The sequence below is a fragment of the Micromonospora noduli genome, assembly GCF_003264475.1.
GTDB lineage: Bacteria > Actinomycetota > Actinomycetes > Mycobacteriales > Micromonosporaceae > Micromonospora > Micromonospora noduli.
On record NZ_PYAC01000015.1, the window covers coordinates 1 to 12,838 of the forward strand.

A 12,838-nucleotide genomic window follows, 5' to 3' on the forward strand; every position below is an offset into this window, starting at 1 on the left:
GCTTCCGCGTGTGAGAAGGGATCAGGACTGGTAGCCCGCCGAGCGGTACTCGTACTCCCGGTCGTCGTCGCGGTCCCCGTGGTCGCGGCTGAAGTCCCAGCCGCCGGCAGCCTCGCGACCGGGCCGGCCACCCACAGCGAAACCGCCGATCTCCTGGCCGCGACGCCAGCCACGGAAGTAGCCGGTCGTGTTCTCCGCGAGGCTTGCCGCATCACGCACTATGCGCAATGGGCGCTCCTCGCGCAGCGGCGATCCCGGCACCAGGTTGGCCTGCGGCACGCGCTTCGGCAGCCCGGCGTTGGTCTCGGCGCCCACCGCCGGGCGGGCGGCCTGCTCCGCGGCCTGCCAGCCGGTGTCGGCGGTGGTCGACCAGTCCAGGTCGGACTCCTCGGCCTGCCCGACGAACCAGGCCGACTTGGCCTGCGCGAAGATCAGCAGATCGCCGTCGCCCTCGTCGGCGACCGGCGGCGGCCGGTGCTCCATCGGCGGTGGCCGGTGCTCGACCGGGGGCGACGGCCGGTGCTCGGCGGCGCGCTCGGGGCGGGCGGCCGCCCGACCGTTGCGAGCGGCCTGCTCGCGGTCGACCAAGCGCAGCGGTGGCGTCTCCAGGTGCTGGTCCGCGGGAGGGCTGAGCCCCTCGCGCAGCGCCCGGTCGGCCAGCGGCGGCGGCTCCACCAGCCGCAGCATCGGCGGCTCCGGTGGCAGGTCGTCCGCCAACCACGGCGGGGTGACCCGACCGTCGGCCCGACCCGGGTCGGTCGGGGCGTCGACACCGCGGCTGCCGCCGTACGAGTAGGCCACCGGGTTGTTCGGTGAGCTGTCGGACGGGTCTTCCGGGTTGTTGACCAGCGGCCAGTTGGCACGGGAGCCGGGCGGCGGGGCCTCCTGACCCGGTCGGGGGGTCGGCACCGGAATGCTGAGATCGGTGGCGCTGAACCCGCCGGTGGGTGCCTCGTCGACCGGGCGTTGCAGGTGGCTCGGCCGGGGCTCGCCGTTGGTCTTGGGGCGGGGCGGAATGACAGTCCGCTGCCGCTCGGCCCGCGCGTTGTTGATCGCGGCAGTGGTCAGCGTCGGCCGGAACGGCTCACCGGCCTCGGCCGGCGGCACCATGCCGCGCTGCGCCGGCGCGATCGGGGTTATCCCGGGCGGCGGAGGCGGTGGCGAGGAGACGGGCCGGTTGGTCGGGCCGTCGATCCGGCTGGGAAGCGGCTCGCTGCGACTGGGCAACGTGGACGCCGGCGGACCAGCCATCGCCGCCGGAGTCATCGGCGCGGGTGCGACCGGTGGCGGCGTGACCGGCGCGGGTGCGACCGGCGGTGGCCCGAGCGGGCGGGGCGACGCCAACGGCGCGTTACCGGGAACCGGCTCGGGACGGCTGCGGCGCCCGACAGCGGGTGCCGGGTCGGCGGCTGGCGGGGTGGGTCGGACCGACCGCAACCCGGCGTTGGTGCCGGCGAGGCCGGTCAACCCGGCGTTGGTGCCGGCCAGCCCGGTCAACTCGCCGACGGACTCGCCACGGCGGGCCGCGGCCCGGCGGCCGGGTGCCTGGACAGGCGTGCTGACCCGTGAGCTGAGCGCGCTGACCAGCGCCTCACACCCGGCGTCGCAGGCCCGTACGGAGGCGACAGCCTGACGGACCGTCTCGGCCACCGCGGACGTGAGCGCCCGGTTGACCGCGGCACGTCGAGGTGTCTCGGAGATGGCGACCCGCAGGGCGGTGACCGCCTCGTTGATCTCCTCGGCATCGGCGACCCCGTCCGCGGCGAGGTGCGCGGCGATGGCATCCGCCGCGACCGACACCTCGCGGCCCCGGGCCACGGTGCCGCCGAGCATGCCCGGCTCGGGCAGCGCGTCCAGCACGGCCAGAGAGACCGGCTCGGCCGGGTCCGGGTAGGCGCGCAGGGCCGCCGGGTAGAGCTCACGCAGAACCTCGCGCAGCGCCACGGCGGCGGAGTGTCGGCCACTGGCCAGCGCGGCGTGCGCGGAGAGCACCTGCTTGTAACCGGCGAGGTCCCGGGGCGCCGGCAGGGTGACGGCGGAGAGCGCCCCCGCCTGCAGCGCGCGGGCGAGGCCGACCGCCCGTCGTTCGGCCGGAGGTGACTGCATCTCCTCAAGGGAGTCGTCGTCGGCGAACCGCTCGGCGAAGTCGTCCACCGAGTCGTCGTCGGCGATCGCCAGGGGTCGCCCCGCCGCGCTCAGCAGCGAGGTGACCGTGTGGTCGTCGCTGTCGGCGGCGATGGCCGCACCGCTCGGCCCGCCCGACCGCTCCACGAGCAGCGCGACGAGCTGGGCGTAGCCAGCGGCGTCATCGCTGATCTCGCAGACATGCAGCAGACGGCCTGCGTCGTCGACCACAGCGGACGTCAGCGTCGAACCGGCGGAGGCCGGTCGGTCAGCCGGATCCGCCGAGGCCAGACCGCAGTAAACGCGCACGAGCGCCACGGCGTCGTCCTCCTCCCGGGACAGGTCTTCCTCTGCCAGCAACTGATGCTCCCCGGTACGGGTCAGTCGCGCCAGTCCACCACCGCAGAGATCTTGCCGACAATGGTGCGCCAACCCAAACTTGCGGTCTGCGCCCCGATCTTCTTCAGCCGTCGCCGAGCCATGAACGCGCCGATCCCACCGTTGGCGGTGCCACGCAGCGCCTCGTCCAGGTCGTCGAGGCTGGAGCCGGCGGAGAGCATGTCGAGTACCGCAGGCAGCCGCAATGCGTACGAGAGGTCACGCGCGGCCTCGCCCGCCTCGATCAGCAGGGTCGAATCCCACGTGTCGTGCCCGCCGCGCAGGTTCTCCACGACCAGGTCGAGCTCGTAGGTGTCCTCGTCGAGCGGAGCGATATCTGCCGGCTCCACCCGTTCGGACAATTCATTCCAGCTGTCCAGTTGGGACAGATCGTTTGGCGCACCGGATCGGATGAAACTGACAAGCGACTCGGGGGTCTTGAACAGCAGCAGCTTGCCTCGGTGGCTGAGGAAGACCGGCACTTCCTCGTCGTCCGCCTCGTCCGTGACGGCCTCGTCCGACTCGTCGTCGGTCTCGGTGGCGGCGCTGTCCCGGCGGCGCGTCGACTCGTCGTCCTCGTCGGCGAACTCCTGGGCCAGCTCCTCGTCGAGGATGACGACGGTCTCGTCGTCCTCCTCCTCCTCGATCGCCTGGCGGCGGGCGAGGAACGGGTCGTCCTGGTCGCGCTCGGTCACGTCGGTGGGAGTCAGCGAGCTGGCCGGTCGGTACGCCCGGAGCGTGAAGCCGGTGCCGGCGGGCAGGGCGATCTCCACTGGGTCGATGCGCAGCTCGTCCCAGAGTGAGCGGTCGGTCGACGCCGACGCGCGCTCGGTCTCGTCTGGCTCGGCCGCGCCGGTGGTGTCGTCGAGCTCGGGCTCGTCGGCGTCGGGCCGTTGGGGCGACTGGCGGGCCACGCTGACCTCCGTGTGCTTCGGGTTGCCCACCCACCGGGGTCTCTGACCGGCGAGTGACTCTGGGCACATACCCTAGTCGGCAGCCCTGGGTGACCGATGCCCGCACCCCGGTGGCCGGTTGGCGCACGGGTCCGACCTGCTGGTCGTCACCGCTGGCGAAGCGGCGGTTCGACAAGTAGCGTAGCTACGTATGAAGGCCCAGGCGCTGCACGGCCATCTCGACGCTCTCCTGCTCGCCGTGCTCGAACAGGGCGCGCTGCACGGCTACGCGATCATCGAGGCGCTGCGCGCCCGCAGTGACGGCAGTCTGGATCTGCCCACCGGCACCATCTATCCGGCACTCCGTCGCCTGGAACGCGCCGGCCACGTGGCGAGCACCTGGAGCACTGTCAGCGGCCGGGAACGGCGGACGTACCAGCTCACCGACTCCGGCCGGCGGGCGCTGGCCGGGGAGCGGGCCGGCTGGCGCGAGTTCCAACTGACCGTCGGCCGGTTCCTCGATCCCGGCAGCCCGCCCACCCCGGCCTGATCCGCTCGGATCCGCCGCCGATCAGCGGGTGGTGGCCAGCAGCCAGCCGCGCGCGGCGCGGGTCAGCGAGAAATACCCGCCGCCCACCAACACGGCCCCGATGATCATCGGGGGCCAGTGCGCCGCCGCGTCCCAGAGGTTGAGTGACCAGGTGAAGAGGGCGCTGCCGGCCACTATGCCGAGGACCAGGACGCCGGTCAGGCCGGCGCCCACCGCGCGCTGGGCCAGAGCCAGGCCCGGCCGGGACGCCCGCGCGCTCGCCCAGACCACCAGCAGACCGGCCACCGCGAGCAGCAGCGCACTCATCCAGATCCAGTCGACCGAGGCGGCGAGCAACTGGTAGCCGGCCGGAGGGGGCGGCCCGCCACTCCAACTCGACCCCCGCCAGGTCAGATCACCGGCGACCACCCCCACCCCGGCGATCGCCAACATCCGCAGGGAGAGCCCACGCAGGGCGCCCACCGCCAGCTCGGCCTGCCAGGATGGGAGCAACTGCGCCGGTGAGCCGAACTCCACCACCGCCCGGCGCTGCGCCTCGGTGGGGGGCACCCCGCTCTCGCGGTACGCCTCGACGGCGTCCAACAACCCGTGCCGGGCCTCGGTCAGCAGGTCGGACTTGAGCCGCGCCGGCCCCTGCAGTCGAGCGGCCAGCTCCCGCAGGTGCTCGTCGACCATCACGTCCTCACCGCGCCCCATGGCACCACAGTGCCACGGACTCCGGTCGGTCGACGTCCGGGAGAACCCTGGTCCGCCCCCGAGTCGGGTCAGGGTGCGAGCGCCAGGTAACCCCGTTCGGCAGCGGCCTGGAGCAGCCACTGGTCCCGGTACCAGCCCGGGGCCGCTACCAACTCGGCGTGCCGACCGCGCTGGATCACCCGCCCGCCGTCCAGGACCACGATCTCGTCCAGCTCGGCCAGCCCGCTGAGCCGGTGGCTGATCAGCAGCACCGAGTGCCCAGCGGGGGTGGCGGCGAGGGCGGACGCGAGCACCGCGTCCGCGGCGGTCGGGTCCAGACCTTCGGTGGGCTCGTCGAGCACCAGCACCGGCGGCGCGGCGAGCAGGGCCCGGGCGAGCGCCAGCCGCTGCCGCTGACCGCCGGAGAGTTGCCCGCCCTCCTCGCCGACCAGCGTGTCCCAGCCCGCCGGCTGAGCGCGGACCCAGTCCAGCAGGCCGGCGGCGGCGGTGGCCGCGGTCAGCTCCTCCTCGCCCGCTCCGGCCCGCCCGAGCAGCAGGTTCTCCCGCACCGTGGCATGGAAGACGTACGCCTCGGCCAGCAGCCCGCCGACCGCGCGCGGCAGCGCCTCCTCGGCGTACGCCGAGAGGTCGTGACCGTCCAGTGTGACCCGGCCGGACGCGGGCCGGACGGTTCCGGTCAGCACAGCGGCCAGGGTGCTCTTGCCGGCGCCGCTCGGGCCGACGACAGCGATCCGGCGTCCCGCCGGCAGGTCCAGGCTGACCCCGTCCAGCGCGGGCGCCGCACCGGCCCGGTACCGCACCGTCACGTCCACGAAGCGCAGCTCGTGCGGGCCGGTCAGATCCGCTGCACCGGTCGCCGGCGGCGCGGTCGGCGGGTCGGTGTCGAGCAGGTCGGCCACCCGGGTCAGGCCCTGCCGCAGCTGGGTCCACTGCCGGGCCGCCGCTACCAACGCCAGCGTCACCTCGACGGCGGCCAGTGTGCCGACGGCCAGGACGCCCACCAGCACCCCCGGCACGTCGGCGGCGAGCGCGACCAGCACCACCGCTGCGGCGGTCACGCCGGCGGCCAGCACTCCGGCCGCGTCCACCGCGAACCCGGTGGCGGCGAGCCGACGTTCCAACCGGGCCAGCCGGTGGGCGCGCTGCTCGGCGGCGCGCAGCGTGACGTCGGTCGCCCCGAACGCGGCCAGGTCGGCTGCGCCGTGGGTGAGGTCGATCGCGTCGGTGGCCAGCGCACCCCGCAGGGGGGCCACCTCGGCCGCGCTGCGGCGGGTGACCGCGGTGGCCAACGCGGGCAGCGCCACCCCGGCGACCAGCAGCCCGACGGCGAGCGCGCCGGCGGCCGGTGGTGAGATCAGCGCTGCCACGGCGACCGCCGACACACCGACCACTGCCGCCGCCGAAGCGGGCACCAGCACCCGCAGCAACAGGTCCTGGACTGCCTCCACGTCGGAGACCAGTCGGCTCAGCACGTCCCCCGAGCGGTGCGCCGTGCCACGGCGGGCCGCCAGGGTGGCGAAGACCCGGGCCCGAACGTCGGTGATCATGCGGAGCACCGCGTCGTGCCCGGCGAGCCGTTCGGTGTAGCGGAACACGCCCCGGCTGATCGCCAGCGCCCGGACCGCGACGATCGCCACGGTGAGGCGGTCCAGTGGAGGCTGACCGGCGGCGCTCATCAGCAGCCAGGTGGCGGTGGCCATCAGGGCCAGCCCGGCGAACTCGGTGGCGGCCGCCAGCAGCCCGGCTCCGACCAGGCGGCCCAGGTACGGCCGGGCCAGTCGCAGCACTGCCCGCTCGGCGGCGGCCCGCCCGGCCGGTGCCGCGTCGGCCACCACCGGCCCGTGTTCGGCGGTCATCGGGCGGCCTTTCCGGTCGGTGCGGGCGTCAACTCGGTGACCCGACCGTCCTCGATGCGCAGGATCCGGTCGGCGTCGGCCAGCAACGCCGGTCGGTGCGCGACCAGCAGCGCCGTCCGCCCGGCGACCAGGCGACGGGTGGCGTCGAGCACCACCGCCTCGGCCGCCGTGTCGAGTCGGGCGGTGGGTTCGTCGAGCAGCACCACCGGGGCGGCGCGCAGGAACGCCCGGGCCAGCGCCACCCGCTGCCGCTGCCCACTGGACAGCCCGTGACCGCGCTCACCGAGCAGGGTGTCCAGGCCGTCGGGCAGGCCGGACACCACGTCGTCCAGGGCGGCGTCGTGCACCGCGGCGGTGAGTACGTCGGCAGTGGTGTCCGGCGCGCCGAGGCGGATGTTGTCAGCCAGCGAGGCGGCGAAGAGGTGCGCCCGCTGCGGCACCCAGGCGAGCTGCCGGCGCCAGGCGTCCGGGTCGGCGGTGGCGAGGTCGACCCCGTCCACCGTGATCCGGCCGCTGGTCGGCACCACGAAGCCCAGCAGCAGGCCGAGCAGCGTGCTCTTGCCGGCGCCGCTGGGCCCGATGATGGCGATCCGTTCACCGGGCCGGATGGTCAGTGTCACGTCGCGCAGCGCCGTGGTCCGCTCGTACGCCACTGTCACGCCCTCGAACCGGATCTCGGCCCGAGCGTTGGGGACGGAGGCGCCCTCGGCGGCCCGGGGCGCGGTGGGTGCGGCGGAGACCGTCAACGCCTCGTCCAGCGCGGCCAGCCCCTCCATGCTGGCGTGGAAGCGGCTACCGGCGGCCCGTAGCGGCAGGTACGCCTCCGGGGTCAGCAGCAGCACCAGCAGCGCGGTCTGCAGGGCCAGCCCGCCGCCGAGCAGGCGGATGCCGACCGGTACCGCGACCAGCGCCACCGAGAGGGTGGCGACCAACTCGAGGACCAGCGCGGAGAGGAACGCGATCCGCAGCGTCTTCATGGTGGCGACGCGGTGACCGTCGGCCATCCGGCGCACCACCTCGGTCTGCGCCCGGGCCCGCCCGAACGCGCGCAGCGTGGGCAGCCCGGCGACCATGTCGAGGAAGTGCCCACCGAGCAGCGCGAGCCGCCGCCACTGCCGCTCGGTGGCGGCCTGCGCCTGCCAGCCGAGCAGCGCACCGAAGACCGGGATCAGCGGCAGGGTCACCGCGATGATCACCGCCGAACTCCAGTCGGCGAAGACGACCCGGGCCAGAACCGCCAGGGGCACCGTCACGCTGAGCACCAGTTGCGGCAGGTATCCGGTGAAGTACGCGTCCAGCGCGTCCAACCCACGCCCGGCCAGGGTGGCGATCTCACCGGCCCGCTGCCCGGCCACCCACCCGGGCCCGTGCCGGCCCACCGCGCCGAGCAGCTCGGCCCGCAGCGTGGCCTTGACCGTGGCGGCGACCCGCGCCGACACCGTGCCCTGCGCCCAGACCACTGCCGAGCGGGCGGCGACCGCGACCACGAAGCCGGCCAGTGCCGGTCGATCCAGCCGACCGTCGATCGCGGTGGCCAGCAGCGACGCGAGCGCGGTGGCCTGCGCCACGATCAACCCGGCGGCCAGCACCCCCAGGAGCGCGAGCACAGCAAGATCGCCCCGGGCCGCAGGGACCCGGCGCAGCAGACGCGGGTCGAACGGACGGCGGCTCACCAGTACACCGGTGCCCTACCGTCGGTCCGTCCTCGGAAAACCCACCAGCACATCGCCTGGAAGCCTAGTAGGGCCGGAAGTAGCGGCAGCGCCACCCAGCCCAGCAGCCGCAGTGTCGGCGCGCTGGCGGCGGCGTCGGCCACCCGTAGCGAGGCGTCCGGGTCAGTCGTGGACACCAGCACGTAGGGCCAGAGAGCGGCTCCGACCAGCAGCACCGGCAGCGCCAGGGCCGCGCCGGTGGCGACCAGAGCCCACCCCGGTCGCCGCCGGCTCAGCGCCGCGCGGGCCGCCAGCAGCGCTGCCACGAGCAGCACCGGCAGGAGTACGGCCACCGCCGGCCGCTGCACGGCGTCGCGTACCCGGGCGGAGAGCAGGCCCACGACTGTGGCCAGGGCGACAGCTGTGAGCGCCACCGGCACCAGCCGGCGGGCCGTACGGCCGACCACGGCGGCGGCCTCGGCCGACAGTCGCACTGTGAGGAAGGTCGCCCCGTGCACCGCGACAAGGGTGACCATGGCCAGCCCGGCGGCGGCCGCGAACGGGGTGGCCAGGTGCGTCACCCCGGCGACGTGTCCGTCGGCCTGGAGGGGTACGCCCTGCAACAGCGCGGCGAGCAGCGCACCCCAGCCCAGCGCGGCGAGGGCGCTGCCGATCACCACGACGCGGTCCCAGCGGGCCCGGATGCGCTCGTCGTCGGGTCGGCTGCGCAGCTGTACGCCGACGGTGACCAGGATGACGCCGACCAGGGCGCCGACGACGGCCGGATAGCAGCCGGCGAGCAACTCGCCCTCCAGGAGAGGGAACGCGCCGAAGAGGATGCCCACGGCGGCCACCAGCCAGACCTCGTTGCCGAGGAAGAACGGGCCGAGCGCGGTGAGCGCCTCCCGCCGCCCGGCCGGACCGACGCCGCGGGCGAGCAGCAGCCCGACGCCGTAGTCGTAGCCGGCGAGCACCAGGTAGCTGGCGAAAAAGAGGCCGAGCACTACGTACCAGGCGAGGTCCACTGTCTACTCCTCAGAGGAGGGCGGGTTCGGGGTGGGCCGGCTCGCTGGGCGGTGCCGGCGGGCGGCCGAGCGCCGGGTCGGCCGCGCCGCGCCTGGCGTGCCGGGCGAGCAGCACCCAGTTGGTGACGGCGAGGGTGCCCAGCAGCAGGCTGAACCCGATCAGCGAGGTGAGCATCAGCGGTGCGCTGACCGGGGAGACGGCCTGCTCCGTGGGGAGCAGCCCGTACGCCACCCAGGGTTGACGGCCGACCTCCCGGGAGATCCAGCCGAGGATCACCGCGATGAACGGCAGCGGCAGGGCGAGCAGGATCAGCCAGAGCGGGAAGCGCAGTCGGATGACCCAGTCCCGGAAGAGCAGGGGCAGCAGGAGCCAGACGCAGCCGAGGGTGAAACCGATCAGGATCATGAAGCCCAACCCGACGCTGGCCAGCACCGGCGGGGTGTAGTCGCCGGGGCCGAACCGCGTGGTCCACTCGGCGATCAGCGCCTGGCTCTCCGGGCCGTCGCCGCCGAACTTGGTCGGCTGCACCGCGCCCACCGGGCCGAACTGGGCGAAACCGAAGCCCTGCACCATCGTGATGGCCAGTGCTGCGGTGACCAGGCCGATCCGCAGCGAGGTGCGGAAGAGCGCGAAATCCGGGGTACGCCGGATCAGGTGCCCGGCGCTGACCGCTGCCATCAACATCCCGCCGCCCAGCAGCGCCGCCGAGACGACGTGCCCGAAGGCCATGCCGAGGCTGGGGTTGGTGAGCAGCGCGCCGAAGTCCGTGAGGTGGGCGATCCCGTCGCGGACCTCATAGCCGACCGGATTCTGGAGCCAGGAGTTGGCCACCATGATCCAGAACGCCGAGGCGTACGCGGTGATCGCCACGCCCCAGAGCAACGCGAGGTGGACGCCCTTGCCGAGCCGGTGCCAGCCGAAGATCCACATCCCGAGGAACGTGGACTCCAGGAAGAACGCCACAAGCGTCTCGATGGCCAGTGGCGCGCCGAAGACGTTGCCGACGTAGCGCGACAGGCCGCTCCAGTTCAGCCCGAACTGGAACTCCATCACGATCCCGGTGGCGATACCGAGCACGTAGTTGATCACGTAGAGCTGGCCCCAGTAGCGGGTCAGCCGCTCCCACTTCGGGTTGCCGGTGAGCACCCAGGCGGTCTGCATGCCGACCAGCAGGGTGACCAGCCCGAGCGTGACGATCACGAACAGGAAGTGGATCGACGTGGTGGTGGCGAACTGCAGGCGGGCGAGGAGCAGGGTGTCCATGACCAGCCCTCCATGGCGTTGGCTCTCTTGTCGTAGCCACCCTACACGTAGTTTGCCTACTGGTAGGAACTACTACGCCCTGTCGTAGGTAACCCTACTACGCCACGTAGTAAATGGGGGAGATCGCGCTCGATCCTGGATGTAGTGGTCTCGCGGCCCCGGGATGCCCCTCGATCCTGGATCGAGTGCGATCTTGCGAGGGGGTGCCGGGCGCAGTGCGGGCGTGCGAGAACTGGCGCGCGGGCGCGGGGCGAGGGCGCGCAGGGGGTGCGGGGGCAGCGCCCTCCGCGCGGTTCTGCCGCGTGGGCTCAGTGGCGCCTTGTGGACGTCAGCTCAGGAAGAGGGTGACCGGGAGGGCGACAAGGGTGGTGGCGACCGCGAGGGCGGTGGCACCGAGAACCCGGGGCGGCCGGTCGCTGACCAGCAGCCGCTGCACCCGTACGTCGAGATCGCGGTCGCCCATGCCGAGCGCGCCGGCCGGGGTGATCCGGTGCCCGGCGGCGGCGAACCGGCGCAGCGCACCCGCCAGCGGAGCCTCGGCGTGCAACTCACGGGCCTTGTCGTCGGCCCGCATCTCGACCAGCAGGGCGACCCGCTCGTGCGCGTCGCGCACCCAGCCGAACCACGGCAGCGCCCGGCACAGCGCGGTGAACGGCAGCAGCACCAGGTCGTGCCGCTCGTGGGCGTGCGCACGCTCGTGGCTGAGAACCGCGGCCAGCTCGGCCCGGTCCAGCAGGCTCAGTGTGCCGGCGCTGACCACCACCTGCGGCTTCACGCCCGGCAGGCAGTACGCGGCGGCGCTCGGATGATCCAGCACCAGCGCGCCCGGCGCGGCCGGGTCGTTCCGGGCGACCAGGGAGAGCAGGTCCCGGTGGCGACGCTGGGCGCGTACGGTGCCGTGGATGCTGCGCACTGTCGTCGTGACCAGCACCGCCCCGATGCCGAAGCCCACGCCGACGCCGGCCAGGTGGAACGTGCCCACCCCGATCGGCAGGGCGCCATGGGCGAGGTCGTTGGCCAGCGCGAGCAGTGCGCTACCGGTCGGCCGGCCGTAAGCGCTCAACCCGAGCGCCATCGGCAGGCCCATCGCCGAGAGGCCCAACGCCAGCCCTACGGCCTGCCAGCAGATGATCGCCACCCGGGGGCTGCGCCACGTCCAGGTGGAGCGGGCCAACACCTGGGCGGTCAGATAGCAGGCCAGCATGGTGGCGGCGAAGTGCACGGCGTAGGCCATGGCGCGCGCCCTACCGCTCCGCTGCCTCGCCGGCGGGTCGTCGGCCCGCCGGCCCGTCCACCCGGTCGGTCAGGGTGTCGGCCCCGCCCGCGTCGCCGCCGGTGGAGCCCGGCCCGGTCAGGCCGGCCTCGCTGCCCAGGGCCGCTCGCAGCACCTCGGCCTCGGTGCCGGTCACCGAGCGGGCGAACCGCACCAGCGCGGCGTCCCGGCTGCCGCCCAGGTCGAGGGCGTCGAGCATGAGTTGAGCGATGTGCGCCTCGCGGCTGGCCGCCGGACGGTACCGCCAGGCCCGCCCCTCCCGCTCCCGTTGCACCATGCCCTTGCCGGCGAGCCGGTCCAGCACTGTCATCACAGTGGTGTACGCCAGCTCACGGCCATCGAGCGCGTCGGCCACCTCGCGCACGGTCACCCCGTTCGACGTGCCGGGAACCACGTCCCACAGCACGTCCATCACCGCACGCTCAAGATCGCCCAACCGAGTCACGAACCAATCCTACCCCCGGTAGTAGACCCCCCACCGACCCAGCCGTCCCCACTCCACCCCGCCCCAGCGGTGATCATGGGGTTGACCGGCTTGACGGAGATCGAACACCCCGTCAGACCCATGATCACCAGCCAGGATCGGTGGCGCCGGCCAAGATCCGGACAAGAACAGGGTTGTTGCTGCCTCAGAGGCGCGGGAGGCAGCAACAACCCTGAAGTTGCGCGGATCCTGACCGCGGCAGCGGCGGCGGACCCGGATCAGCGGGTCAGCGGGGCTTGGGCGGTGCGGGGGAGAGCCGGTGAAGCGAGGTGGCCGACCCCCCCGCTGACCGACAACCCACCCCGAGGCAGTGCCCCGAGCTGACCCACCCGACGAACCCGGTCCACGTCAGGTTTTCCGGGGGAGCCCGCCCACGCAGGGATCAAGCCTGACCGCCCGGAGCGGGCGGGGCTCCCCGGAAAACCCAACCGCAACTAAAGATCAAACATGACGCCGAGACTGCACGATCCGGAACCGGTTAGCCACATAAGCCCCGTCGGTCAGCGCCGAGTTGGCCGCCGCGTTGGCCCCACTGCCGTGGAAGTCGGAGAACGCCGCCGACTGGTTGACGAAGACACCGCCGGTGAGGTTGCAGGACAGGTGCACCCCGACCTCGACCGCCACCACCTCGGTGGCGGCCAGC

The 12,838-nt window shown here is 73.6% G+C and carries 10 protein-coding genes and 1 pseudogene; 1 reads left to right on the forward strand and 10 read right to left on the reverse strand.

The features are described 5' to 3' along the window. Positions 1–21: 21 nt before the first annotated feature. A complete protein-coding gene (locus MED15_RS18500; RefSeq protein ID WP_112588247.1) occupies positions 22–2,466 on the reverse strand; it encodes a transposase in 2,445 nt (814 codons plus the stop codon). A 38-nt stretch (positions 2,467–2,504) separates the two neighbouring features. After that, the gene (locus MED15_RS18505; RefSeq protein WP_112588239.1) at positions 2,505–3,446 is read right to left on the reverse strand and encodes a DNA primase; all 942 of its coding nucleotides are present in this window, start codon (positions 3,444–3,446) and stop codon (positions 2,505–2,507) included. Positions 3,447–3,606: 160 nt separating this feature from the next. Here MED15_RS18505 and MED15_RS18510 point away from each other — a divergent pair, with 160 nt between their 5' ends. Continuing rightward, positions 3,607–3,945: a PadR family transcriptional regulator gene (locus MED15_RS18510; RefSeq protein WP_091394524.1), complete on the forward strand. Its 339-nt coding sequence runs from the start codon at positions 3,607–3,609 to the stop codon at positions 3,943–3,945. Between the two features lie 21 nt (positions 3,946–3,966). On the opposite strand, the gene MED15_RS18515 is transcribed toward MED15_RS18510, so the two are convergent. The 8 genes and pseudogenes from MED15_RS18515 to MED15_RS18550 all read right to left on the reverse strand — a co-directional run. Then, positions 3,967–4,641, reverse strand: a complete 675-nt coding sequence (locus tag MED15_RS18515; protein WP_112588237.1) for a permease prefix domain 1-containing protein — start codon at positions 4,639–4,641, stop codon at positions 3,967–3,969. Positions 4,642–4,709: 68 nt separating this feature from the next. Then, complete coding sequence (cydC, locus tag MED15_RS18520) at positions 4,710–6,497, reverse strand: thiol reductant ABC exporter subunit CydC (RefSeq protein WP_112588235.1); 1,788 nt, start codon at positions 6,495–6,497, stop codon at positions 4,710–4,712. Continuing rightward, entirely contained in the window at positions 6,494–8,170 is a 1,677-nt protein-coding gene (gene cydD / locus MED15_RS18525; RefSeq protein ID WP_112736348.1) for a thiol reductant ABC exporter subunit CydD, read from the reverse strand. Before cydD ends, cydC begins: the two co-directional genes overlap by 4 nt. Beyond that, positions 8,167–9,174: a cytochrome d ubiquinol oxidase subunit II gene (locus tag MED15_RS18530; RefSeq protein ID WP_112736350.1), complete on the reverse strand. Its 1,008-nt coding sequence runs from the start codon at positions 9,172–9,174 to the stop codon at positions 8,167–8,169. Before MED15_RS18530 ends, cydD begins: the two co-directional genes overlap by 4 nt. A gap of 10 nt (positions 9,175–9,184) precedes the next feature. Continuing rightward, entirely contained in the window at positions 9,185–10,438 is a 1,254-nt protein-coding gene (locus MED15_RS18535; RefSeq protein WP_112736352.1) for a cytochrome ubiquinol oxidase subunit I, read from the reverse strand. Positions 10,439–10,766: 328 nt separating this feature from the next. Then, entirely contained in the window at positions 10,767–11,672 is a 906-nt protein-coding gene (locus tag MED15_RS18540; protein ID WP_112588227.1) for a M56 family metallopeptidase, read from the reverse strand. Positions 11,673–11,682: 10 nt separating this feature from the next. Further along, positions 11,683–12,156 (reverse strand): BlaI/MecI/CopY family transcriptional regulator, encoded by a 474-nt coding sequence (locus MED15_RS18545; RefSeq protein WP_112588225.1) that lies wholly within the window; start codon positions 12,154–12,156, stop codon positions 11,683–11,685. Between the two features lie 480 nt (positions 12,157–12,636). After that, positions 12,637–12,838, reverse strand: a pseudogene (locus MED15_RS18550) (phenylacetic acid degradation protein PaaN); the annotation flags it as partial.

Excerpts from the sequence above, each read along its gene's own strand:
- MED15_RS18510 (WP_091394524.1), top strand. The coding sequence starts at position 3,607 with ATGAAGGCCCAGGCGCTGCACGGCCATCTCGACGCTCTCCTGCTCGCC.
- MED15_RS18515 (WP_112588237.1), bottom strand. The coding sequence starts at position 4,641 with ATGGGGCGCGGTGAGGACGTGATGGTCGACGAGCACCTGCGGGAGCTG.
- cydC (WP_112588235.1), bottom strand. The coding sequence starts at position 6,497 with ATGACCGCCGAACACGGGCCGGTGGTGGCCGACGCGGCACCGGCCGGG.
- MED15_RS18535 (WP_112736352.1), bottom strand. The coding sequence starts at position 10,438 with ATGGACACCCTGCTCCTCGCCCGCCTGCAGTTCGCCACCACCACGTCG.
- MED15_RS18540 (WP_112588227.1), bottom strand. The coding sequence starts at position 11,672 with ATGGCCTACGCCGTGCACTTCGCCGCCACCATGCTGGCCTGCTATCTG.